General features: G+C 56.4%; 24 protein-coding genes. 7 read left to right on the top strand and 17 right to left on the bottom strand.

Annotated elements, in window-relative coordinates:
- Positions 1-246: 246 nt before the first annotated feature.
- The 3 genes from MFP24_RS17795 to bhsA all read left to right on the top strand — a co-directional run bounded on the left by MFP24_RS17795 (position 247) and on the right by bhsA (position 1875).
- Positions 247-1080, top strand: a complete 834-nt coding sequence (locus MFP24_RS17795) for an RNase A-like domain-containing protein (protein WP_249231619.1) — start codon at positions 247-249, stop codon at positions 1078-1080.
- A gap of 3 nt (positions 1081-1083) precedes the next feature.
- Positions 1084-1404: a contact-dependent growth inhibition system immunity protein gene (locus MFP24_RS17790; RefSeq protein ID WP_249231618.1), complete on the top strand. Its 321-nt coding sequence runs from the start codon at positions 1084-1086 to the stop codon at positions 1402-1404.
- A 216-nt stretch (positions 1405-1620) separates the two neighbouring features.
- Positions 1621-1875, top strand: a complete 255-nt coding sequence (gene bhsA / locus MFP24_RS17785) for a multiple stress resistance protein BhsA (RefSeq protein WP_249231617.1) — start codon at positions 1621-1623, stop codon at positions 1873-1875.
- Between the two features lie 79 nt (positions 1876-1954).
- Here bhsA and MFP24_RS17780 read toward each other — a convergent pair whose 3' ends face one another.
- The 12 genes from MFP24_RS17780 to MFP24_RS17725 all read right to left on the bottom strand — a co-directional run bounded on the left by MFP24_RS17780 (position 1955) and on the right by MFP24_RS17725 (position 15402).
- Positions 1955-3244, bottom strand: coding sequence for an MFS transporter (locus tag MFP24_RS17780; RefSeq protein ID WP_249231616.1), 1290 nt, complete (start codon positions 3242-3244; stop codon positions 1955-1957).
- A 391-nt stretch (positions 3245-3635) separates the two neighbouring features.
- Complete coding sequence (gene dgoD, locus MFP24_RS17775; protein WP_249231615.1) at positions 3636-4784, bottom strand: galactonate dehydratase; 1149 nt, start codon at positions 4782-4784, stop codon at positions 3636-3638.
- Positions 4781-5398 carry a 2-dehydro-3-deoxy-6-phosphogalactonate aldolase gene (locus tag MFP24_RS17770; protein ID WP_249231614.1) on the bottom strand — a complete coding sequence of 206 codons (618 nt, stop codon included), beginning with the start codon at positions 5396-5398 and terminating at the stop codon, positions 4781-4783. The genes dgoD and MFP24_RS17770 overlap by 4 nt, the downstream gene beginning before the upstream one ends.
- A complete protein-coding gene (locus tag MFP24_RS17765) occupies positions 5382-6278 on the bottom strand; it encodes a 2-dehydro-3-deoxygalactonokinase (protein WP_249231613.1) in 897 nt (298 codons plus the stop codon). The genes MFP24_RS17770 and MFP24_RS17765 overlap by 17 nt, the downstream gene beginning before the upstream one ends.
- Entirely contained in the window at positions 6275-6973 is a 699-nt protein-coding gene (gene dgoR / locus MFP24_RS17760) for a D-galactonate utilization transcriptional regulator DgoR (protein WP_249231612.1), read from the bottom strand. The genes MFP24_RS17765 and dgoR overlap by 4 nt, the downstream gene beginning before the upstream one ends.
- A gap of 324 nt (positions 6974-7297) precedes the next feature.
- Positions 7298-9097, bottom strand: coding sequence for an ABC transporter ATP-binding protein (locus MFP24_RS17755; protein WP_249231611.1), 1800 nt, complete (start codon positions 9095-9097; stop codon positions 7298-7300).
- A gap of 10 nt (positions 9098-9107) precedes the next feature.
- The gene (locus MFP24_RS17750; protein WP_249231610.1) at positions 9108-10019 is read right to left on the bottom strand and encodes an ABC transporter permease; all 912 of its coding nucleotides are present in this window, start codon (positions 10017-10019) and stop codon (positions 9108-9110) included.
- Positions 10019-10993 (bottom strand): ABC transporter permease, encoded by a 975-nt coding sequence (locus MFP24_RS17745; protein WP_249231609.1) that lies wholly within the window; start codon positions 10991-10993, stop codon positions 10019-10021. The genes MFP24_RS17750 and MFP24_RS17745 overlap by 1 nt, the downstream gene beginning before the upstream one ends.
- Entirely contained in the window at positions 10993-11946 is a 954-nt protein-coding gene (locus MFP24_RS17740; RefSeq protein WP_249231608.1) for a nucleoside hydrolase, read from the bottom strand. Before MFP24_RS17740 ends, MFP24_RS17745 begins: the two co-directional genes overlap by 1 nt.
- Position 11947: 1 nt before the next feature.
- Positions 11948-12901: a nucleoside hydrolase gene (locus tag MFP24_RS17735; protein WP_249231607.1), complete on the bottom strand. Its 954-nt coding sequence runs from the start codon at positions 12899-12901 to the stop codon at positions 11948-11950.
- Positions 12902-12939: 38 nt separating this feature from the next.
- The gene (locus tag MFP24_RS17730; RefSeq protein WP_249231606.1) at positions 12940-13830 is read right to left on the bottom strand and encodes a dihydrodipicolinate synthase family protein; all 891 of its coding nucleotides are present in this window, start codon (positions 13828-13830) and stop codon (positions 12940-12942) included.
- A gap of 21 nt (positions 13831-13851) precedes the next feature.
- Entirely contained in the window at positions 13852-15402 is a 1551-nt protein-coding gene (locus MFP24_RS17725) for an ABC transporter substrate-binding protein (RefSeq protein WP_249231605.1), read from the bottom strand.
- A 137-nt stretch (positions 15403-15539) separates the two neighbouring features.
- Here MFP24_RS17725 and MFP24_RS17720 point away from each other — a divergent pair, with 137 nt between their 5' ends.
- Positions 15540-16436, top strand: a complete 897-nt coding sequence (locus MFP24_RS17720; RefSeq protein ID WP_249231604.1) for a LysR family transcriptional regulator — start codon at positions 15540-15542, stop codon at positions 16434-16436.
- 141 nt (positions 16437-16577) lie between these two features.
- On the opposite strand, the gene yidA is transcribed toward MFP24_RS17720, so the two are convergent.
- The 5 genes from yidA to MFP24_RS17695 all read right to left on the bottom strand — a co-directional run bounded on the left by yidA (position 16578) and on the right by MFP24_RS17695 (position 20962).
- Positions 16578-17393, bottom strand: a complete 816-nt coding sequence (gene yidA / locus MFP24_RS17715; RefSeq protein WP_249231603.1) for a sugar-phosphatase — start codon at positions 17391-17393, stop codon at positions 16578-16580.
- A gap of 117 nt (positions 17394-17510) precedes the next feature.
- Positions 17511-18953, bottom strand: coding sequence for a 6-phospho-beta-glucosidase (locus tag MFP24_RS17710; protein ID WP_249231602.1), 1443 nt, complete (start codon positions 18951-18953; stop codon positions 17511-17513).
- A 48-nt stretch (positions 18954-19001) separates the two neighbouring features.
- Positions 19002-19334 carry a PTS lactose/cellobiose transporter subunit IIA gene (locus tag MFP24_RS17705; protein ID WP_249231601.1) on the bottom strand — a complete coding sequence of 111 codons (333 nt, stop codon included), beginning with the start codon at positions 19332-19334 and terminating at the stop codon, positions 19002-19004.
- On the bottom strand, positions 19324-20640 hold the full coding sequence (locus tag MFP24_RS17700; RefSeq protein ID WP_249231600.1) for a PTS sugar transporter subunit IIC: 1317 nt from the start codon (positions 20638-20640) through the stop codon (positions 19324-19326). Before MFP24_RS17700 ends, MFP24_RS17705 begins: the two co-directional genes overlap by 11 nt.
- 16 nt (positions 20641-20656) lie before the next feature.
- A complete protein-coding gene (locus MFP24_RS17695) occupies positions 20657-20962 on the bottom strand; it encodes a PTS sugar transporter subunit IIB (RefSeq protein ID WP_249231599.1) in 306 nt (101 codons plus the stop codon).
- A 110-nt stretch (positions 20963-21072) separates the two neighbouring features.
- Between MFP24_RS17695 and MFP24_RS17690 the strand changes: the two genes are divergently transcribed.
- From MFP24_RS17690 to MFP24_RS17680, 3 genes are all read left to right on the top strand, one after another.
- Positions 21073-21357: a hypothetical protein gene (locus MFP24_RS17690; protein WP_249246720.1), complete on the top strand. Its 285-nt coding sequence runs from the start codon at positions 21073-21075 to the stop codon at positions 21355-21357.
- Between the two features lie 56 nt (positions 21358-21413).
- Complete coding sequence (locus MFP24_RS17685) at positions 21414-22427, top strand: LacI family DNA-binding transcriptional regulator (RefSeq protein ID WP_249231597.1); 1014 nt, start codon at positions 21414-21416, stop codon at positions 22425-22427.
- Between the two features lie 322 nt (positions 22428-22749).
- On the top strand, positions 22750-24666 hold the full coding sequence (locus MFP24_RS17680) for a methyl-accepting chemotaxis protein (RefSeq protein ID WP_249231596.1): 1917 nt from the start codon (positions 22750-22752) through the stop codon (positions 24664-24666).
- Positions 24667-24668 lie beyond the last annotated feature (2 nt).

Genomic DNA, 24668 nt, shown 5'->3' with positions numbered 1-24668 from the left:
TTAATGGTGTTGTGGCGTTGGTGCTTGTTTTCATCATGGCGAAGGTTGTTCGTGTTATGCGGAAAACATCTTGAAGGATTTGCCGAGGCTTCACTATAAATTTATCTGTGGCATTCAGGAAAATTTCCTTTTTTGCCACTGCGCAGAAAATCACTCACCTCTTTACCCGTTAAATGACTTCCGGCATCAGTGCATGATTTCAAGATTTGAGGTTACTTTCTAAACACATTAAGGAGTCTCCGAATTATGGAAGATAGTCACGGGATTAGAATTGCACTTTCACCGGTGCAGCTTGCAACAGTTCTGTCCGATCAAAGCGTCAGTGAAGGTGAAACGCTGAGTAACCGTCTTTGGGGTGGGCTAGGACTGGCTGGCGGTGTTGCCGAAATGTTTGGCGCCGGCGTTATGTGCGTTGTTCCGGAGCCCACCATGCTGACCAAAGCAGGGTGTGTCATCGTCGGAACGCACAGCCTGGATACGGTTCAGGCCTCCATCCAGCAAATCTGGAGCGGAAACCAGACGAATACCGATACTTACAATTCCGCCGTCGCGCTGGCGGTAACGCTGGGCGCCGACGCTAAAACGGCGATGAATGTCGGGATGACGGTGGACCTGGCCATCCCAATGGGCTTCGCTATTGCCGTAGGCGCTGTGCGGGTAGCTGCCGTTCGCGGCGGAAGAATAAAACTGGCGGAACATGAATCCGTGGCGGGTAGACATCCTGGCGGGCATACACTCGAAAGGCATATCGGCAAAACTCCAGACGAATTACTGGCCAGGCTGGAACGTCGACCGGGACTGCCTGCAACTAGTAGTTTTAGAAATACAGCGGATGCTGAAGCATTGACAACAAAGGTCTTACGAGCAAACAAGAATCAAATCGAATATCTGGTCAAATATGCCCCCCAAAACCTTAATTCAAGAAAGACATTCGTTGAGCGCTTTGGCCATAAGACGGGTATTGCCGTCAACAAAGGGAGCAGAAATGTACAGGACTGTTATCGCGTCTCTGTCACAATTGAGCTTACCTGGTACCACGGAAAGCCTTTCTTTGTTCTTACCTCTTTTCCTATGGTGTGAATTATGTTTTCAAAAGATTGCAGTAACGAATTACTAACATTAATAACAGCCTATTTTGGCCAAGATTATGACCTCATAGATGACAGTGAAGACATTAGGAAAAAAATTGGCATTTATATCCGTTGTTCTGACAGGCTCTCGAAAAACCAGTTGCTAGAAAACATTGATGATTTTCTTGGCTTGGAAGACAGTTTTGATGAAACATTCCATGACTATTACGGCTTTCATTTCGTTCCGGAGCTTTGGGGAACAACAGCTCGGGATTTTCTCCTGCTGGTCAGGGAGAAAGTCAGCCGGGCATTACAGGAAGAAGAAAACAACTGACGCGCCGGGAACCATATTTTCGTGACTTGTCCGCTGGCGGCCGCTGTTCCCAAAGTGCTGTTCATTGAACATTTTCGGCCCACCTAACACATTCAAAATAACTGAAAAATATCCTCAATAAGCTCCGTTTTCTCTTTCTGAAGCAGCGGCGTAATATCCTCTCTATCGAAAGGCAACGACCTTTCACTCCGTATAACGCCAAACAGGATATCTATCATGAAAAACGTAACATTATTCGCCGCCGCCGTTGTCGCCACTCTGTCGTTCGGCGCTTCCTCCGCTGATTATGTATCTGCCCAACAGGCACGGAATCTGGAAAAAGCGGGGGTCGTTTCCGCTACCGCCGCCGACCTGGACTCGCTGAAAGCACAGCTGGCCGAGAAAGCGCAAAAGGCGGGCGCCAAAGCGTTTACCATCACCTCCGCCAACGGCGATAACCAACTGCGCGGCACCGCGGTCATCTATAATTAATGGCCTCGCCAGATAATCAAAAAATTAAACGGACCTTCCTCCATCCAGAGGAAAGTCCGTTTTTTTTCGCGCTCGGGCGTTAGCCTACGCGCTCAACGTCGCCCACCAGGAAGATGTAAGACAGCGCACCTATCAGGGCGACCGCGGCAATATAGGTTAATGCAGGAGCAAAACCATAATCCTGCGCCAGGTAGCCGATAATCAGCGGTACGGTAATTCCGCCCAGGCCGCCCACAAAGTTGAATACGCCGCCGGTCAGACCGATCAGCCGAATCGGCGCCAGTGACGAAACCAGCGACCAGGTGATGGAAGCGAATCCATTACCAAAGAAGGCGACGGCCATCAGCAGCGTAATCCAGATGGGGTCGTTGGTGTAGTTGGCCCCCATGATGCAGGTTGAAATCAATAAGCCACAGATAATCGGCGTTTTACGGGCAAAACCGATCGACTTACCGCGACGCACCAGCCAGTCAGCCACAAATCCTGCCAGCAAAACGCCGACGAACGCGGCCAGGAAGGGAACAACCGTCATAAAACCCGCCGTCAGGGCGCTGATATGCTTTTCCTGCGTCAAATAGTTAGGGAACCAGGTCAGGAAGAACCACAGCGTAGAGGTCACGGCAAACTGCCCGATATAGACGCCAACCAGCTTGCGGTTAAATACCAGTTTCCAGTCGGCCGCAGACAACGGCGTGCGGGATTTTTTCTCGGAGGGCGCGTCGCCATCGACGATGCCGCCACCCGCGGAAATATAGTCCAACTCCGCGCGGTTGATGCCGCGGCTTTTTTTAGGGGGCTGATAAACAAAATGCCAGATTACCGCCCAGACAATACCGATCCCGCCGGTGATAATAAATACCCAATGCCAGCTCAGAAGCTCCTGAACCCAAATTAACAACGGCGTTAAAAATGCCAAACCGACAAACTGTCCGGAAGTATAAAACCCGACGGCAGACGCCCGTTCCTGCTCGGGAAACCAGCTGGTTACCATACGGTTATTGGTGGGAAATGCCGGCGCTTCAAATAATCCGGTGACCGCCCGCAAACCGATTAATGAAGCCAGCCCCGTGGCAAACCCCTGTAATAAAGTCGCAATCGACCACCCCATAATGGCAATAAAATATGTCAGCTTTGAGCCTACCCGATCAAGAAACCAGCCTCCCGGTATTTGACATAGGGTATATGTCCAGGCAAACGCAGAAAAAATATAACCCATTTGAGTCTTGCTAATACCGAACTCTTCCTGAATATGCGCCGAAGCCACAGCCAGGTTCGCCCGGTCAACGTAACAAATCACTACCGTAATAAAAATCATCAGCAATGTGAGATAACGCCGTTTTGTAGGTCGGGCAGTTAATGTCATATCCATCTTATATTCCTGTTATCGCTATTTATTTTGTAACGCTGACGATAGTGATTATCTGTCAGCCATTTTAAAGATATAAACAACACCAGCAGGTGGTTATGCTTTTTACATTACCCTTCGTTTTCCCCGAAATGTGTAATGGACGACCAGTGACAACAGTCCCTTGTGATTCCTGAAAATTTATCTTCTTATAATTTAATAAAACCAACGAGATGAGAACGTGACAAACGAATTCATCCGCATCCTCTATTAATAAACAACACTTAAAAATCCCCCCCCCGATTCAGGCCAATTAAAATTCTTCAGATATAAGAATCCTCGCAATATATAATGATATATTGAGCAAGATTTAAATTTTAACCGGCACTAACCTCGGGGGAGTCGACCTAAATAATTACCACTCCGCCACTGCGCCATCAGAATAACGCCATACCGGGTTACGCCAGTCAGGCGCATTTTTGCTGCGCTCTATCACCAGTTCTTCATTAATTTCCACACCCAGTCCCGGTTTATTTAACGGATAAAAATGACCGTCCGTCATGGCGAAGTCATCTTTATTAATCACATAATCCAGCAGCTCCGCGCCTTTATTATAGTGAATCCCCATACTCTGTTCCTGGAACACGGCGTTGCGGGCGACAAAGTCAAGATGTAAACAGGCCGCCAGCGCAATAGGACCCAACGGACAATGCGGGGCCAGCGCGACATCGTAAGCTTCCGCCATCGCCGCAATCTTGAAGCACTCGGTAATCCCGCCGGCGTGGGATAAATCAGGCTGAATAATCGCCAGCCCGCCGTCCGCCAGTACGCGTTTGAAGTCAAAACGGGAGAACATCCGTTCGCCTGCGGCAATCGGCAGATGCGTCTGCGCCGCCAGGCGCGGATAATACTCCGCCTGCTCGGCCAGCACCGGCTCCTCAATAAACAGCGGGCGATAGGGCTCCAGCTCTTTGATCAGGATTTTCGCCATCGGCGCATCGACGCGGCCGTGGAAATCGAGGCCGAACTCGATACTATTGCCGAACGCTTCGCGAATTTCGGCCACCACCGCCACGGCGGCGTCCACTTTACGTGAGTTATCGATGATGCCCATCTCTTCACAGCCGTTTAACTTGAAGGTATCGAAACCGATTTCAGTCAGCTTTTTAATACCGGCAATGACTTCGGAAGGGCGATCGCCGCCGACCCAGCTATAGGCTTTAATCCTGTCGCGCACCAGACCGCCCAGCAGTTGATAAACCGGAACGCCCAGCACCTTGCCCTTGATATCCCACAACGCCTGATCGATGCCGGCGATGGCGCTCATCAGAATCGGGCCGCCGCGGTAGAAGCCGGCGCGGTAAAGCACTTGCCAGATATCGTTTATGCGCGCCGGATCCTGACCAATCAGATAATCGGAAAGCTCATGCACGGCGGCTTCGACCGTGCGCGCCCGGCCTTCAATCACCGGTTCGCCCCAGCCGACAACGCCTTCGTCCGTTTCTATCTTCAAAAACATCCAGCGCGGCGGCAGCCGGTAGGTTGTGATTTTGGTAATTTTCATTGAACAGCATCCTTATAGGCTTTAACAAAAGCGTGAGCTTGTTGTGCAGTCACGTCGACGGACTGGCCGGCGCGGTAGAGATCGCTGCCCAGTCCCGCGCCGATACACCCGGCGCCAAGATAATCCGCCAGATTCTCCGGCGTAACGCCCCCGACGGCAAACACCGGGATCGCCGGCGGCAACACCGCTTTCAGCGCCTTGATGTAGCCCGGCCCGAAAGCGACGGAAGGAAATATTTTCAGCGCCTGCGCACCGGCATCCAGCGCATTAAACGCCTCCGTCGCCGTCGCACAGCCCGGACAAACCGTCATGCCATAGTCGACGGCACGACGGATCACGGCCGGATTGATGTTGGGCGTCACCACCAGTTTGGCGCCGATCTTATGCAGTTCATTCACCTGCTCCGGCCGCAGCACCGTTCCCGCGCCGATCAGCGCCCGGCCGCCAAAATGTTCAACCGCCAGTTGAATGCTCTGATACGGCTGCGGCGAGTTCAGCGGAATTTCCACCGTATCGAATCCGGCGTCCAGCAGCGCGGCGACGTGATCCAGCACCTCATCGGGCGTAATGCCGCGCAAAATGGCAATCAAGGGAAGACTAGTATTCCAGCTCATTGACAATACTCCTTATACCTGCCTGAAAAGCCCGATCGCCGTCCAGCGACTGAAAGCGCAGCCCGGCTTGGCGTAAGGCCGGCTGGTAACGCTCGGCGAGCGCCGGGCTACCGATAATGGTCACGCAAGTACCCGCGGCGACCTGATATTGACGCTGCATCTGCGCCACCTCATTGCCGATCAGCACCCCGGAAAGCCAGTCGCTGACGGCGCTTTTTTCCAGCCGCCCCAGCACGTGCGCCGCTCGGGTTTCAAACAGGCAACGAATAATATTTTCCTCGGCGAATCCCTGCTCCAGCCCCTGCTGAAAAGCCTGGGGGGAAGGCCGCTGCTCGCCGATGCCGACGCCGATCAACGACTGTTTTATCAGCAGGTGATGAAGCTCGCCGGTCATGACGGTGCGAAAATCGGTCACGGTGCCGCCATCGGTCAGCACCCACTTCGAGTGCGTACCCGGCATCAGATAGAGCGCCGACGGACATTCGCGATAGGCGCCGATCAGCTGCGTTTCCTCTCCGCGCATCACGTTGCAGTTATCTTCCCGCTCAATGCTCAGACCGGGAACAATCCACGCCGCCAGCGGTTGCGCCGCGTCAACGCGCGTCAAGCGGCGCGCCACCTCCGTCAGCCGGGTCGGGCATGACAGGTAAGGCACCGACAGCCAGCCGGCGTTGCTGCCGATCATCCCGGCCATCACCACCGGCACGTCATGCCGCCGCCAGGGGGCGACTATTTGCTGAAAAACCTGTTGCGGCGTCCGGCCGTTTAAACGCGTTACGCCGGCCTCGGACTGCGTTTTGTCGACGCAGGCGCCGTCCAGGTAAAGCCAGGCGCGCAGATTGGTGGACCCCCAGTCAATCGCGATATAGCTGTCGCTCATGTAATATCCTTTAACCGTTTCGTCGAGCTGGCGATCATCGATAATGCCGCCCGCTCCGCTGCTTCAACATCCTGATGCCGGATGGCATCGTAGAGATCCTGGTGTTCGCGCAATGTGCGCGGCATATTGTCGACGTCCGGCATGTAGGTACGTTCAAAAACCGCGCGTTGCAGCGAACTGATTGCCACGCTGAGCTGCTGTAAAACCGGGTTATGCACCGCCGCCAGCACCGCTTCATGAAAGCGGATGTCCGCCTCGTTGAACGCATCGCGATCCTGGTGATGGGCGATCATGTCGTTCAGCGCGGACTCAATCACCGCCAGCTCGCTCGACGTCGCCCGCTCGGCGGCCCAGCGGGCGATCGTCGGTTCAACCAGATTACGCACCTCGCTCATGGCGCCGATCAGCCGCGGGTCGTAATCGGTGGCTAACACCCATTGCAGAACTTCCGTATCCAGATAGTTCCACTGGTTGCGCGGCGCCACAAACGCGCCGCGATAGCGCTTCACTTCCACCAGCCGCTTCGCCATCAGCGCCCTGAGCACTTCCCGAATGATATTGCGCGACGTCTGAAACTCTTCGCACAGTTCCGTTTCAGCCGGCAATGGGGTTCCCGGTGCATATTTTCCCCCGACAATCTGCTGACCAACGACCAGAATGATGCGGTCGGTTTTGCTTAGTTCGTGCTTATTCATCGTCACCTCAACGGAATGAAAACAGGTAGCCAGTAATGCCCTTACTTTACCTGCCGCGCCGTTGAGCGTCGTCGAAGTGTTGCACAATAACCGCCAAATTTACTTCTGCTTGAGATGGATTGTAGTACCATTTATATATCTAGTACTACAATCTGGATCACAAAACGGACAATTTAACAAACTGGCAATAAATTTATAAGGAAGATGGTTACAAGGCGGGGAGCAGTGGGAGAACGGGGTGACGGCCGCGGTTTCCAAAGCGCTTTGCACTGAGCCGTTCGGCGCACGGCCATACGTTGAAAAAACGGAGATGATCTCCGTTATTTACAACTGCACAAAATGGCCGGGGGAGACTTCGCGGTAACGCCGCGGCGGGGGGACGAAATCCGGCGGTCTTACCGGGCTTTTCAGTTCATCGCTCATCGCGGCGCGCACCGGCCGGGTGTCGGGATCGGGGATCGGCACCGCCGCAATCAGGCGGCGGGTGTACTCATGCTGCGGGTTGTCGAAGATGGCGGCGCGCGGGCCGATCTCGACGATCTCCCCGAGATACATCACCGCCACGCGGTGGCTTATGCGCTCCACTACCGCCATATCATGGGAAATAAACAGGAAGGCGAGCCCCAGCTGCTGCTGTAAATCCAGCATCAGATTGATCACCTGGGCCTTGACGGATACGTCAAGCGCCGACACCGACTCGTCGGCGATAATCACCTTCGGCTCCAGCGCCAGCGCTCTGGCGATACATACCCGCTGCCGCTGCCCGCCGGAAAACTGATGCGGGAAACGCTCGGCCATCCAGCCGGGCAGCCCCACCTGTTCCAGCAGGGCCGCGACTCGGGCGCGCACGGTTTTCGCCTCGGCCAGCCCGTGAACCAGCATCGGTTCGGCAATGGCGTCGCCGACGCGCATCCGCGGATTGAGGCTTTCGTAAGGGTCCTGAAACACCATCTGTATCTGCCGGCGGCGGTCGGACAGGTGACGTTTATCCGCGTGCAGGATATCCTGCCCTGCAACCAGAATCTCCCCGCTGCTGGCCTCGGCCAGCCGGATAATCGACCGCCCGGTGGTGGATTTTCCGCAGCCCGACTCCCCCACCAGCGACAGCGTTTCGCCGGGGCGCAGATCGAAAGAGACGTTTTCCACCGCGTGCACCCGCCCGGACAGCCGGCGGAAAAAACCGGCGCGGATATCAAAGCGGGTCACCAGGTTTTTCACCGCCAGTACCGGCTGGTCGCCGCCAACGGTGTCGACCGTCTGCGGTATCGGCTGCGGCTCGCCGGTCTGGCGATCCACCAGCGGGAAACGCTGCGGCAGGTCGCTGCCCGACATGGCCCCCAGCCGGGGAACGGCGGACAGCAACATGCGGGTGTAAGGGTGTTGCGGATGATGAAAAATTTCTCTGGTGGCGGCGTTTTCCACCATTTCGCCCTGATACATCACCAGCGTGCGATCGGACACTTCGGCCACCACGCCCATATCATGGGTGATAAACAGCACCGACATCCCCTCTTCCTCCTGAAGGGTTTTAATCAGCGTCAGTATCTGCGCCTGAATGGTGACGTCCAGCGCCGTAGTCGGCTCATCGGCGATCAGCAACTGCGGATTACAGGCCAGCGCGATGGCGATCACCACCCGCTGGCGCATGCCGCCGGAAAAACTCTGCGGATACTCATTCAGCCGCGAGCGGGCGCCGGGAATGCGCACTTTTTCCAGCAGGCGAATCGCCTCGGCCCGCGCCTGCGCGTTGTTCATTCCCCGGTGGCGGCGCAGCACCTCGGTAATCTGGTAGCCAATCGGCAGCACCGGATTAAGGCTGGTCATCGGCTCCTGGAAAATCATCCCGATGCGGTTGCCGCGAATCGCCTGCATCTCCCGAGGGGAGAGGGAGAGCAGCTCCGCGTCGCCGAAATGGATCGCCCCGCTCACCCGGCTTTGCCCGGCGGGCAGCAGGCGCATGATGGATTTCGCCATCACGCTTTTCCCCGAGCCGGACTCTCCCACCACGGCGACGGTCTCGCGCGCGCCGATGGTGAAAGAGAGATCGCGCACCACGTTCATCCACTCGCCCTTCTCCTGAAAGGCGGTGGTCAGATGCGATACCGACATAATTGGCGACGTCATGTTGTACCCCTTAGTTCCTCGGGTTGAGGATATCGCGCAGCGCATCCCCCACCAGATTGATCGCCACAATCAGCAGCAGCAGCGTCAGCCCCGGGAAGAAACTGATCCAGTAATCGCCCGACATCAGGTATTCAAAGCCGTTGGCGATCAGCAATCCCAGCGACGGCTCGGTCACCGGCAGGCCGATGCCCAGAAACGAGAGCGTCGCCTCCAGCATGATGGCGTAGGCGATGCGCATCGTCGCCACCACGATCAAGGGCGCCAGGCAATTCGGTAAAATATGGCGAAATAAAATCCGCCGGCTGGACAAGGCCATGCTGGCGGCGGCGTCCACGTAGCTGCGCCGCCGCTCGACCAGCGCCGAACCGCGGATGGTGCGCGCGTAGTAGGCCCACTGGGTCACCACCAGCGCCAGAATGATTTTATCGACGCCCTGCCCCAGCACCGCCAGCAGGATCAGGGCGATCAGGATCGGCGGGAAGCTGAGCTGAATATCGACGATGCGCATAATCACCGCGTCGGTTTTTCCGCCGACATAGGCGCTGATCAGCCCCAGCGAGGCGCCAATCAGCAGGGCGAACAGCGCGCTGGAAAAACCGACCATCAGGCTGATGCGGGTGCCGTAGAGAATGGCGCTGAACAGATCACGCCCCTGATCGTCGGTTCCCAGCCAATAGTGCATGCCGCCGAGGCTGGCGGACCCCGGCGCCAGCCTCCCGTCCATGATATCGAGCTGCATCAGATCGTAGGGGTTTTGCGGCGAGAGCAGCGGGGCAAACAGCGCCAGCAGAATAAAGACGGCCAGCAGAATCAGCCCGCACAGCGCCAGCCGGTCTTTGACCAACGCTATCATCACCTGCGTGAAGGCGGCGCGGCTTTTCTCCCGATCGGCCGACCGTTGATGCACGGTATTGCCTGACATCAGTTATTCCCTCCCAGCCGCACGCGCGGGTCAACCAGCACATACAGCAGGTCGACCAGCAGGTTAATCACGCTGAACATCACCACGGTAATCATCAGGTAGGCCAGAATGACCGGGCGGTCCAGCACGGCGATAGAATCGATAATCAGCTTGCCCATGCCCGGCCAGGCGTAGATGGTTTCCGTCACCACGGCAAACGCGATAAGCGAGCCCAACTCCAGACCGATAACGGTAATCAGCGGGATCAGGGTGTTGCGCAGCACGTGTACCAGCACGATGCGGGTTTCCGACAGCCCTTTCGAGCGGGCGAACTGCACGTAATCCTGTTGCAGGCACTCAATAACGCCGGCGCGCATCAGGCGAATAATCAACGAGATTTTAAACAGCGCCAGATTGAAGGCGGGCAGGATCAGGTGCGCAAGGCCGTCACGGGTCAGGAAGCTGAAGGGGATGCCGAACAGGTCGCCGGTATGGCCGCGGCCGGAGGCGGGGAGCCAGCCCAGCTTGACGCTGAACAGCATAATCATCACCAGGCCGATCCAGAAGGTGGGCAAACTGAAGCCAAAGATGGAAAAGGTCATAATCGACTTCGATACCGCGCTGTCCGGCCGCAATCCGGCATAAATCCCCAGCGGAATACCAAACACCAGCGCGATAGCGAACGCCGTCATCGCCAGTTCCAGCGTGGCGGGCATACGCTGAAAAATCAGCGTCAGGGCGGGCTGGTTAAAGATAAAGGATTTCCCCATATCGCCCTGCAACGCGTTCCAGACAAACAGTCCGTACTGTTCCCACACCGGCTTGTCCAAACCGAACGACTGGATCACCGCCAGCCTTTCGGCGGGCGTCGCCGTCGCCCCCAGCAGCATATCCACCGGATTGCCCACCAGATAAACCCCGACGAACACCAGCACCGACATGACCATCAGCGTCAATAGCGTCTGTCCGATACGGCTTAGCAGGTAGGCAATCATCAACTGTCCTCAGAACCGTAGCGGCTCAGGTAGTCGGCAAGCAGCGACAGGAAACCCTGTTCGTCAATATCCCGCATCACCAGCGCGTTGGCGGGCTGACCGAGCTTATGATAAAAATCGGCGAACACATAACCCGCCGTACGGCCGGACACTTCCACCCCGACGGTGGTGCTGACGCCGCTGAACAGCTGCGGCTTGAGCAGCCACGCCACCACGGTGGCGTCATGAATGGGGCCGCCCTCCCGGCCGAAACGCGCCACCTCATTGCGATCGAAGCGCCCCAACAGCGCCGCCAGCGCGACGCCGGGCGCACCGCCGCGGCGGGCGAGGTCATCGACCTGATGCCGCTGAATCAGCGCCTGAAAGGTCATATCCAGCGGCATAATCACCACGGGTACGCCGGACGAAAAAACAATCTCCGCGGCGTGGGGATCGGCATAAACGTTAAAATCCGCCCAGGGAACGCGGTTACCCAAGGCGCTAAAGGCGCCGCTCATGCTCACAATCTGTTTGACGCCGCGCGCCACGTCCGGGTGATGGCGCAACGCCAGCGCCAGATTGGTCATCGGCCCCAGCGCGCAAACGGTGATGGGGCTGTTTTCCGCCGCGGCCTGGCGCGCCGTGCGCACCAGAAAATCAACGGCGTGCTCCCGCTGCGGCAGCAAGGTCGTCTGCGGCACCAAATCATCAGAAAAGGCGCCGATATGGGCATATTTGCCGTAGACCTGCTCGCGCACCAGCGGCCCTGGCGCGCCGGCGTAAACCGGCACGTCGCTTCTGCCGGTCAATCCCACCACCTTGCAGGCATTGACCAGGGTATCTTCAAGCGGCACGTTGCCGGCCACCGCGGTGATGCCCAGAACGTCCAGCTCCGGCGCCGCCAGCGCCAGCCAGATGGCGATGGCGTCATCCACGCCGGGGTCGGTATCAATAATAATGCGCTGTCTGTCCATGTCAGGCGTTCTCTTTATAGCGGTTCAGCAGGTTGGAAAACAGCTCGAAAACGCCGGCGGCGTCCACGCCGGTCACCACGTCCACGTTGGGCGTCCTGGCGGTCTTGCCGTACCAGTCGGCGACGGTCTGCCCCATGCAGAGCTCGCTTTCATGCTCAATATAGACGCTCGCCTTTTCGCTGCTGAAATAGTCCGGCGCCAGCACCCAGGCAATCACCAGCGGGTCGTGCAGCGGGCCGCCGCGGGAACCGTAGCGGCGAATATCGTTCCTATCCCAGAACGCCATCATCTCCCCCAGCGGAGCTGAAATCCGCCCGGCAAGCGCGATAAAGCGCGCGACGCGATCCGGCGTCAGAATCACCTGATGCGTGGCGTCCAGCGGCAGGGCGACGATGGCGATCGACGCAGAGAACACCACGTGGGCGGCATGCGGATCGGCCAGCATATTGAACTCCGACGTCAGGCTGCGGTTGCCCGCTTCCCGGTAGGCCCCGCCCATCATCACGATGCGCTCGATGCCGGCGGCAATCGACGGTTTCATCAACAGCGCCGTCGCCAGATTGGTTAACGGCCCCAGCGTACACAGGGTGAGCGGCCTGCCGGCGGCGGCGGCTTTTTCACACTGCTCAATGATAAAGCTCACCGCGTGCTGCGCTTCGGCCCGCTTTTGCGGGCTGGGCAAAACCGTGTTCCCCAGGCCGCTTTCGCCGTGAAACTGACCGTGCAGCGGCTGGCGGAACAGCGGGCGATGACAGCCCGCATAGACCGGAATATCCGTCCGCCGGCCCAGTTCGGTAATCTGCAAGGCGTTGCGCACCGTGCGCTCCAGCGGCTGATTGCCGCACACCGCGCAAATACCGAGAATATCCAGTTCCGGCGCGACAAAGGCGCTCAACAGCGCGATGGCGTCGTCAATACCCGGATCGCAATCAATAATAATCGGTACGGCGCTCATCCGACGGCGGTTCCTTTCTTTTTCTGGTGTTTTATATTTTACTCGTTTAACGCGTCGACGGACGCCAGTACCGCGGCGATCTCTTGACGCGCCTGCTCATCCAGCGGCTGCTGCGGAGGCAGAGGTTCCCCCACCTCGAAGCCCTGCAATTGCAGCGCCGTTTTAATGCAGCCGGCAATGGAATAACGGGCGAAGATTTCATTGATGCGCCACAGCGGACGCTGGAGAGTCATCGCCGTTTCCCAGTCGCCCGCGCGGGCGGCCTCGTACAGGGCGATGCTTTGTCTGGGGACGATGCAGGCCGGGCCGGCCATCCAGCCGACGCCGCCGATCAGCATCACGCAGGCGGGAATATGGGCCGACGCGGAGAAGACCTCCATCCGGCCGCGGGTGCGTTCGATGATGGACAGTAAACGCCCGGTATTGGTGGAGGCGTCTTTGATATAGCGGATGTTATCGACGTGGCTCAGCCGTTCAATCACCGGCAGGCTGAGATCGGAGCGCTGAAACTGCGGGTTGGTGTAGAGCACCACCGGTTTGTTCTGCGCCGCGGCGGCGATGGCGCGGAAGTAGGTTTCCACGCCGCTGTCCTGGAGCGGAAAATAGGCTTCCAGTACCGCGAGAATGCCGTCGGCGCCCAGTTCGCAGTAGCGCTGCGTCTGTTCCTGCGCATCCCGAATCGTCGTCGAGGCCACGCCGGCGATCACCGGCACGCGGCCGCGGGCGGTGTCGATCACCGTTCTGACCACCTCTTCCCGCTGCGCGGCGGAGAGATAGGCGAACTCGCCGGTGCTGCCCAGCGGCACCAGGCCGTGAACGCCGCAGCCGATAAGATGCTCCGTCAGCCGGGCCAATACCGCCCGGTCAACCTGACCGTCGGGCTTGACCGGTGACACCAGATAGGGAAAAACGCCGCTGAATGCACTCATGCCGGTCCTCTTTTTTAGCCGTCAGTTAGCGGAACGAACAAAATAGGGCAGCGTGTAGGCGTCGGAGCGGCCCACGTAGGTGTACTGCTTTTTCATCGCCCAGGTGTTGGACAGGAACATCACCGGAATCACCCCCAGCTCGTTCATACCGATGTCCATCGCCTGTACCAGCAGTTGTTCCCGTTTCGCCTCGTCCAGCGTGGCGCGCGCCTCGCTCAGCGCCTTATCAAAGTCGGCGTTGGAATAGCGGCCGCGGTTGCCCTGCCCGGCGTGAGGGCCGAAGGTTTCCAGCAGCGGACCGAGAACGCCGGAGGCTTCCCCGGTTTCAATGGCGGCGCCGCCCATAATCAGACTGAATTCAAGGCGGGAGGCGCGCGAGAAATAGACGCTGCCCGGCATGGTCACCACGTCGGTTTTGATGCCGACGCGGGTGAACATCTGGCCGACGGCCTGGGCGATTTTTGAATCATTGGGATAGCGATCGTTCGAGGCGTGGAACGTCAGCGTAAAGCCGTTGGGGTAACCCGCCGCCGCCAGTTCCTGCTTGGCTTTCTCCGGATTGTAAACCGGCGCGGGAATGGAGGCGGAATACCCGAAATACCCCTGCGGCACAAGCTGGGAGGCCGCAACGGCCTGCCCGTCCATAACGCGATCGACGATTGCCTGGCGATTAAGAGCTAAAGACATCGCCTGTCGAACTTCTTTTTTTAATAATGGGTTTTTACCGTCAGGACCTTTGGCGAACGGTGAAACGTCTCTTTGTTGGTCCATATGCAGGTAAATAATACGATTCCCTGGTGTTGAAATCGTTTGTAACTGTTGGTTCTTTTTAATATTACTGCTGTCGGCTGTGGGAACGTTTTCAATCATGTCCACATCACCGGATAAAATGGCCGCTACCCGCGCGCTGCTGTTTTTAAATACGCGAACGGTGACTTTGTCCCATTCCGCCTTTCCTCCCCAGTAGTCGTCATTACGCTCCAGAACCACCCGGTCATCGGGCACCCAGGAGACAAACTTGAAAGGTCCGGTTCCGATCACCTCTTTCCCGGCGTTCAGCGTTTCCGTCGGCACATTTTCCAGACGGGCGGGTAAAATGGACACCCGGCTTAAATTATTCAACAGCAGCGGCGCCGGCGCTTTGGTGATAATCTGAATCGTTAACGGATTGATTTCCTTAACTTCAGCAATATCATTCACGTAAGGCGCGTAAGAGCTCGGGCTGTTTTTGGATGCCAGCGCAATCCGTTTGATACTGGCAATCACATCTTTGGCGCTAAAATCACTGCCGTCATGGAATTTCACGCCGGGGCGTAATGAAAACTCCCAGGTTTTATCGTCGATAATTTTCCATGACACGGCTAAAGCCGGGGCAATTTGCTGTTTTTCATCTTGTACAACCAGGCCGTCAAAAATATTACGCGCCATGGAACTATTCGCGCCGCCCACGTAAAACTGCGGGTCCATCGACGTTGTCGATGTAGCCAGGCCGATATTCAGATCGGCGCCGTAAGCCAAAGACGACGAGCAAAATAAGGCGGTAACAAATAAAGCCAGCGCTGATTTTTTCATTCACTAAACCCTCTATTCCATGACTGATTAATGAAACACATTACCGTAATGCCATTGAGTCTATGCGCTAGAGTAGATAATTAAAAATTGCATTTTGTGTTAAATTGATAACCAAATGTTATGGTTTGGAGCGGCACATGCGTATTAATCCACGGCAGGTTGAAGCCTTTCACAAAGTGATCCTCACCGGAGGGATTACGGCGGCCGCCAATATGATGCATATCACCCAGCCGGCGGTGAGCCGCCTGATCCGCGATTTCGAAGACGCGCTGAACCTGAAGCTGTTCGATCGGGACGGGCGCGGCCTTATTCCCCGCGCCGAAGCGATGAAGCTTTACCGGGAAGTCGACCGGCTTTATATCGGGCTGGACCATATCGCCCTGATTGCCGATGAAATCCGCCACGCCAAAGGCAGCGTGCTGCGCATTGCCGCCGTGCAGGCGCTGTCGCCGCTCTGCGCGGAGGAAATGCTGCCGGCCCTGATCGAGGAATTTCCTGATATCTCTTTGTTTTTAGATATAGAAAGCACCAGCCGCATTACCGATGCCATTATCGCCAACCAGTACGACGTCGGCTTTATTTTCGGTCAGATGAGCAGCAAAGGCCTAGAAGCCGAACCGCTGGCCGACGCCAGCGCCGTTGCCGTATTGTCGATGACGCATCCGCTTGCCGGAGCGGAGCGGATCACCATTGCCGACTTAAACCGCTACCGCGCCATTCTTCCGGGCAGAACCACGCCGCTGCGGGCGCAAATCGACCTGTCGATCAGAAAAGAGCTGGGGTATTTACACAATCCGATTGAAACCTCGATGGCGAACTGCTGTTCGCTGGCGGCCAAAAATATCGGCATCGGCGTGGTGGATTTCATTACCGCGTTAAATAGCCGATCGCCGGTTATTGTTAAACCGTTTAATCCCGATATAAAAATGGCCTATTGCGCGGTTTACCCGCCGCAAATTCCCCGCAGCCGGTTGGTTAATCACCTTACCGAGGTGATGAAAGACAAAATAACGGATTGTCTGGCGTTGAAATAAATCCGCACGCCAGCTGGTTAGCGCGCTATTTATTTTATCCATACCCGTATTGAAAATAATAAGCAGACAAATAATTAAAAATTATATCCCTTAACGATGGCGTTAACATTGCCCTGCGAATTGGCAGGGCAACAACCGCTATCAGTCATTAAGAACAAACTTTTCAATCGCGTACGCCACGCCATCTTCCATATTGGTTTTGGTGACGAACTGGCTGGCCGCTTTCACCGTGTCGATGGCGTTGCCCATCGCCACGCCAAGCCCGGCGTAATCGATCATCGCCAGGTCGTTTTCCTGGTCGCCCAGCGTCATCACGCTCTCGCGGGGAATATTGAGATGCTCGGCCAGCATTTTCACGCCCTGGCCCTTGTTGCCCCGCTTATTCAGAATTTCCAGATAGTATTCGGCGCTCTTCAGGATGGTATAACGTTCATACGCTTCCGGCGGGATCTGGCTTATCGCCCGGTCCAGCAGCGACGGCTCGTCGATCATCATTACCTTCGGGAAGGTCAGGCTGCGATCCATCTCCTCCACCGTCCGGTATTTCAACGGCATACCGGTTAAATGCGCTTCATGCACGGTATAAGCGCTGATGTCTTTATTCGCGGTGTAGAGAAAATTGAAGTCCAGCGCGTGGAAATGAACCTGGAGCTTACGCGACAGCGCCTCAAGGTAGAGGTAGTCGTCAAAGCTGAGCGTGGCTTGCTCTACGACGTCGCCGTTCACGGTACGCTGCACCAGCGCCCCGTTATTGGTTACGCAGTAGCAGCCCTCCTGCTGTAAATCCAGCTCTTGCAGGTAACGCTCCACGCCAATAAACGGGCGGCCGGTGGCCAGCACCACCTGAACGCCTTTTTCTCTGGCGGCGGCGATAGCGGCTTTCACCGCCGGTGAAATTTGGTTTTGGGGCGTCAACAGCGTCCCGTCCATATCGATAGCAATCAGTTTAATAGACATAATTTTTCCAGCGGCACACAATTATTTTCATGCTAACGCGATTCAGCGCAAAAGAGCCAGTGAAATGCGATACGCCGGCGCGTATCGCATCATATTTTAATTTTCGTCAACCTGTTGTTACAGGTCGGCGCCGTGGCTGGCGATCACCCGCTGGTACCAGCTAAAACTCTTCTTCTTCGAACGCCGCAGCGTGCCGCTGCCGTCATCATGCTTGTCGACATAGATAAAGCCATAGCGCTTGCTGTACTGTCCTGTGGTAAAAGAGACGCAGTCGATACATCCCCATGGCGTATAGCCGATCAAATCCACCCCGTCTTCCAGCACGGCTTTTTTCATCTGCTCAATGTGCGCCCGCAGATAATCGATACGATAATCGTCATGGATCTGCCCGTCTTCCGCCACGTGATCAACCGCGCCGAAGCCGTTCTCCACGATGAACATCGGTTTTTGATAACGCTCGTAGAAACTGTTCAGCGTATAGCGCAGGCCCACCGGGTCAATCTGCCAGCCCCACTCCGACGCGTCGAGGTACGGATTTTTCACGCTGCCGTTAAAGCCGGCGATGGCATCGCCGCTGGTCTGATCTCGGGCGGCAGCCTGTACGGCGTTGCTCATGTAATAGCTGAAGCCAAGATAGTCCGCGCAGCCTTCCCTCAGGATCCGCTCGTCTCCCGGCTGCATATCGATCCGGTAACCCTTGGCGGCCCACTCCTTCAGGATATACGCCGGGTAATAACCGCGCAGCTGCACGTCCCCGCACAGATGGCGTTCACGCATCGCCTCCTGGGCGAACATCACATCATCCGGGTTGCAGGACCATGGATAGAGCGGCACCAGCGCCAGCATGCAGCCGATTTTAAATTCGGGATTGATTTCATGACCGCGCTTCACCACCGCGGCGCTGGCCACGAACTGATGGTGCAATGTCTGGTACATCGCCTGTTCGGGGTTAGGCTGTTTGGTGAAAATCACCCCGGAACAGCAATAGCCGAACAGCGGGTACTGCCAGTTACGCTGATTATTGATCTCATTGAACGTCATCCAATATTTCACTTTGGATTTATAGCGTTGCATCACCACGTCGCTGTAACGCACAAAAAAATCCACCACCTTGCGATTCAGCCAGCCGCCATACTTTTTGACCAGATGGTAGGGCATCTCGAAGTGGGAGAGCGTAATCACCGGTTCAATATTGTATTTCAGCAGTTCGTCAAACAGGTCGTCATAAAATTGCAGCCCCGCTTCATTCGGCTCCTGTTCATCGCCATTGGGGAAAATACGCGTCCAGGCGATGGAGGTGCGGAAGCATTTAAACCCCATCTCCGCGAACAGCGCGATATCCTGCTTATAATGGGAATAAAACTCCACCGCCTGATGATTGGGGTAGCTGAAACCGGGCTGCACCCCGTCGGTTATCACCCGGTCCACGCCGTGCGCCCCGCCGGAAAGCACGTCGCAAATGCTGACGCCCTTGCCGCCCTGATCCCACCCCCCTTCAACCTGATGCGCCGCTACCGCGCCGCCCCACAAAAAGTCTTTCGGTAATTGCACAACGGACATCTCATTTCCTTTTCAGCTTTTGATAAAACAAACCGGCGGTCGCCGCCGTTAATCCGATCGGCATGCGTCAAGCGCCGCGATCTCTTTATGTAAATAAATCAGCTCTTCCACCAGTTCGCGGCACAGTATGGCGTTCATCAGGTGATCCTGCGCATGGACCAGAATCAGGGTGATGGGAATTTTTCCGCTGCCCTCATCCGCCCCGATAAGCGCGGTCTGAATCTGATGGGCTTTACGCGCGGCGGCGGAGGCGGCGGCCAGCAGCGCGTCCGCCTCGTCCCAGGCCCGCTTTCTGGCGGCGCCCAGGGCCTCCATGGCGTTGGAACGGGCTTCTCCGGCATAAATAATCAGTTCCATTACCGTGTTTTCATCAAGCGCCATCAGCAACCCCCTCGGTTTTCACCGTCTCTTTTTCCTGCGCCAACAGTTGGCGTTCATACATTTTGAAGAAAGGGTAATAAATCACCGCCGATACCATAATCAGCAACCCCACCAGCACCACGGCGCGCCAATCCCAGCCGGTGGACCAGGCGGCGCCTATCGGCCCCGGCGTCGTCCAGGGCGCCAGGGATACCACGCGGTTGACCAAATCGGTTCTGGTCGCCACATAGGCGATGACCGCATTGACCAGCGGCGCGGTAATAAACGGCACAAACAATAGCGGGTTCATCACCACCGGGGAGCCGAAAATGACCGGTTCATTAATATTGAACATGCCGGGCACCACGGACAGTTTGCCGATCGCCCGCAGATGCGCGGAACGGCTGCGCAGATAGAGCAAGACCAGCCCCATGGTCGAGCCGGAACCCCCAACCACGATAAAAAACTGCCAGAACGGCTCGATAAAGATATGGATAATCGGTTCGCCCGCATTCAGCGCCTGCTGGTTAAGCCCCAGATTGGTCAGCCAGAACGCCTGTAGAATGCCGCTGACAATCACCGCGCCGTGGATGCCGGCAAACCACAGCAGATGGCACAACAGCACGGCGATCAAAATGGCGGGAAGCGAATCCGTGGCGGAGAGAATCGGCGCAAAGATCGCCATAATCGCCTGTGGCAACAGCATGGCGAACTGGCTCTGAATCAGCAGGCTGAGCGGGAACAGCGTCAGGAAAACCGCCAGGATGGGAATCAACAGATCAAAAGACTGACGGATATTCGGCGGCACCTGCTCCGGCAGGCGGATACCGATGTTGCGCTGCTGCAAAAAGCGCATTAACTCCGTGGCATAGAGCGCAACCAGAATGGCGGTAAAGATCCCTTCGCCCCCCAGCGACCCCACAGGTAAACCGCCGCCCGTCTGCGGCGCCGCCGCCACCAGAAACGACATCAGCGCTAAACTGGCCGCCATAAAGCCATTCATTTTATAGCTTTGCGCCAGATTATAGGCAATGGCGCCGGCAATATAGAGCGCCATAATCCCCATGGTCATATTGTAGGGCATCATAATCTGTTCGCTATGGCGTTCCACCATTGCCAGCCACCACTGCGCGAACGCCCACTGGCTGTCGGCGCTAAACGGCGGATGGGCGAATAGCAACATAAAAGAGCCGACAATCAAAAATGGCATGGCCGTGATAAAGCCATCTTTAATTGCCGTTATGTGGCGTTGAGCGGAAAGTTTGACGGCAATCGGGCTGATACGGTTTTCAATTACGCTGAATAATGATTCGCTAAATGTGCTCATTATTATTTCCCGTAATTTAACCGATCATCGCCAGCGCGGCGCTGAGCACCTTCTCGCCGTTCATCATGCCGTAATCGATGGTATTGATAACGGCGACGGGCTTGTTTTGCTCATCGGCAATGGCTTTGAACTCCGCCAGCTTGTACTTGATCTGCGGCCCGAGCAGGCAGCAGTCATACTCGGAAATAATTTCACTAAACTCATCAAAACCAACGGCTTTTATCTCAACGACGATCTCTTTTTCCCGCGCGGCCTTTTCCATGCGCTGGACCAACATACTGGTGGACATGCCCGCCGCGCAACAGAGTAGAATCTTATTCATCCCGCACCTCGCCGTTTGTTTTTTTTATTATTCAAGCAACACGACCATTAATATGCAACCGGTTTCATTTTAATTTTCCCGTTTTTTGAAGGGGATCATAAACAGATTCGATGGGTAATAAAAAAACGCCGGGAGCGTTTTTCAACGTCGCCTGCGACGGCCTGGAAGGTGGCGGGCAGGACGCCCGCCATAAAAAAACGCCGGGAGCGTTTTTCAACGTCGCCTGCGACGGCCTGGAAGGTGGCGGGCAGGACGCCCGCCATAAAAAAACGCCGGGAGCGTTTTTCAACGTCGCCTGCGACGGCCTGAAAGGTGGCGGGCAGGACGCCCGCCATAAAAAACTTCCCTGTACATTGTTTAACGACTATAAAAAACCGATCTGTTTGTCCTTATAATAAGCAGGGGAAGCAGGAAGCTGTTTCAGTCTGACTTGGCGAATTGAGAAAACAGAATGACAACCATGCTCGATGTGGCGAAAAAGGCAGGCGTATCAAAGGCGACGGTATCACGCGTACTGACGGGCAATAACTACGTCAGCAAAACTACCCGAGACCGGGTGTTCAGGGCGATAGAGGAAATGGGCTACCGGCCGAACCTGCTGGCGCGCAACCTCGCCACCCGCAAATCGCAAAGCATCGGCCTGGTGGTCACCAACACGCTGTATAACGGCCCCTACTTCAGCGAACTGCTGTTTCAGACCGCCACCATGACGGAAAAGCACGGGCGACAGCTCATTCTCGCCGACGGTAAACACAGCGCGGAGGAGGAGCGGCAGGCCATTCAGTTTCTGCTCGATTTACGCTGCGACGCCGTCATTATCTACCCGCGCTTTCTGTCCATCGCCGAACTGGAAACCATTATCGGCCAGCACCAGCAGCCCATTATGGTGATCAACCGTAAACTGAAGCAGCATGAGGAAAACGGTATCTGCGCCGACCACCAGCAGCACTGCTTTGATGCGGTGAGCTACCTGATTGACCAGGGCCACCGGGATATCGCCTTTATTAGCGGTTCGCCGGGATCGCCGACCGGAGAGAGCCGCCTGGCGGGTTATCGGCAGGCGCTGGCGGCCCGGGGGATTGCGTTTAATCCCGCGCTGGTGGCGCCGGGAGACTGGGGGCCGGAAAGCGGCTACGCCGCCGCGACGCTGCTGCACCGGCGCGGCGCCGCCTTCAGCGCGCTGGTCGCCAGCAATGACGATATGGCCATCGGCGCGGCAAAGGCCTTTCGCGAGCGCGGCATAGCCATACCGCAGGACGTTTCTCTGCTGGGCTTCGACGACTTGCCCATGGCCTCCTGGTTTAACCCCGCGTTGACCACCGTCCATGTTCCCGTCGCCGAAATGATAAACAGCACCCTTGAAAAGCTGCTCAGCCGGCTGGAAGGGGAAACCGCCCGCCCGGCGCCGGTATTTAAAGGCCGACTGATCGTCCGTGAGTCGGTCGGTAAAGGTCCCGCCGCATAACGCCACTCTGCGCCGGCTGAAGCCATTACGGTTTTCAGCCAATTCCACGCCCGCCGCGCAGGGTGTAAATAGTTTAAAGCCCTGGCATTTCAGGCCGATGATCCCTGTGTGACCAGTATCACAACTGCATGATACCCGCCGCATTACGGAAATCCCGACAATACTGAAGGATTCAGTAACTAATTGATTAAAATCAATTAAATTGTGCCGTTTGCACGTATATCACAGGGGATATACCTATATGCCTAATAATAAATCGTTACCCGCACAGCCAAGTCATCAATCAATCATCCATCCAGAAAAAAGAAAGCTCAGCACACGCATGCTGATGTTCCTTACCGGCGTTACCGCCATTGCCCTCGGCTTCACGCTTACCATCGGTATTCTGATCTGGCAGTCCGGCCAGCAGCAGCAGGCCATTGCCCAGCAATACCTGAAACAGACCGCTTACACCAATAGCTATCTGATCCAGCAAAAACTGGATACGGCGCTGCTGGCCGCCCGTAATCTGGTACAGAGCGTCATCAGTCTGCAACAGGCAGGCACAGCCGACCGAACAACCGCAGAGACGCTGCTGAAAAATGCCCTGCAAAGCCACCCGGACTTTCTTTCCATGTCGCTGGCGTGGGAGCCGGATGCCTTTGACGGTCAAGATCGGATCTATGCCGGACAACCCGATCAGGATCCGAACGGGCGCTTTGTGCGTTATGTCGACCGTGATAACGCCGGAAATATTGCCCTGCATAATCTGGTTGATTACGAAACCCCCGGCAGCGGCGACTACTACCTATTGCCCAAAAAACTGCAAAAAGAAGTGATTCTGGAGCCGTACAGCTACCCTTATAACGGCGTCGATGTGTTGCTGACCTCCATCGCCGTTCCCATTATGGTAAACAATAAGTTCTACGGTTCGGTCACGGCCGATTTTGCTTTAGATACGTTGCAACAGACCGTCAATACCATCCAGCCGTATGAAGGAAGCGGATATGCCCAACTGCTGTCCCACAGCGGCGCCTACATTTCCCACCCGGAAAAATCACGGATTACCCAAAAAATAGCTAACGACCCGGCGTTGCTTGAACACGTTACCAGCGGTCAGCCCTATCAGACCGAAAGTGACGATCGGGTGCTAAATACGTCTGCTTTCAACATTTACCTACCGATTACTATCGGTGACACCGGCACACCGTGGATGCTCGGCCTTTCCGCTCCCGTCAGCGCGATCATGGCCGAAACCGGGCGTCAGCGTAATCTGGCTCTGCTATTGATGGTGCTCAGCATTGTGATTGTTTCAGGCATTCTGGGGATTATCTTTACCCGCAAAGTCGCGCGCCCCATCGGCGGAGAACCGGCGCAGGCCGCCCAGATTGCGTTGTCGGTCGCACAAGGCGATTTAACCAATGCCATTCCGCTGCAAGCCCGGGATGAAAGCAGTATTTTTTACGCCATGCATACCATGCAGGCGCAGTTGCGGGACATCGCGGAGCAACTGATCGTCACCAGCGAGTCTGTCAGCCACGGCGCCACCGAAATCACCGCGGGTAATACCGATCTGGCGTCCCGTACCGAACAGCAGGCCGCGGCGCTGGAAGAAACCGCAGCCAGTATGGAACAAATCACCGCCACCGTGAAACAGAATGCGGACAATGCGCACAACGCCACGCGCCTGACCCAGAACGCCGCGCAAATCGCGCAAAAAGGCGATGCGATCGTCGGTCAGGTAATCAATATTATGGCGGAAATAGCCGATAGTTCGCAGAAGATAGCCGAAATTACCGGAATTATTAGCGGTATCGCTTTTCAGACCAATATTCTGGCGCTGAACGCCGCCGTGGAATCTGCCAGGGCCGGTGAACAAGGCAGAGGATTCGCGGTGGTGGCCAACGAAGTGCGCACTCTGGCCCAGCGTAGCGCCGATGCGGTAAAGGAGATTACCGCGCTGATTGCCGAATCGGCCGGCCGCGTCGAGAGCGGCGTCACGCTGGTGCAAAATGCCGGAACCACCATGCAGGACATGCTGGCCGCGGTCACATCGGTAAAAGACATTATGGATGAAATCGTATCGGCATCCGATGAACAGTCACGGGGCATCAGTCAGGTCACGCAGGCCGTTCACGAGATGGATGGCGTCACGCAGCAGAATGCCGCCTTGGTACAGGAAGCGTCAGCGGCGGCCGCGTCACTGGAAGATCAGGCCAAACAGCTGGCCCGGACCGTACTGGTGTTTAGGCTCTCCTGATC

Source organism: Brenneria tiliae, assembly GCF_023347575.1.
Lineage (GTDB): Bacteria > Pseudomonadota > Gammaproteobacteria > Enterobacterales > Enterobacteriaceae > Brenneria > Brenneria corticis.
The sequence above is the reverse complement of the archived record's forward strand: the minus strand, read 5'-3'. Positions and strand labels throughout refer to the sequence as shown.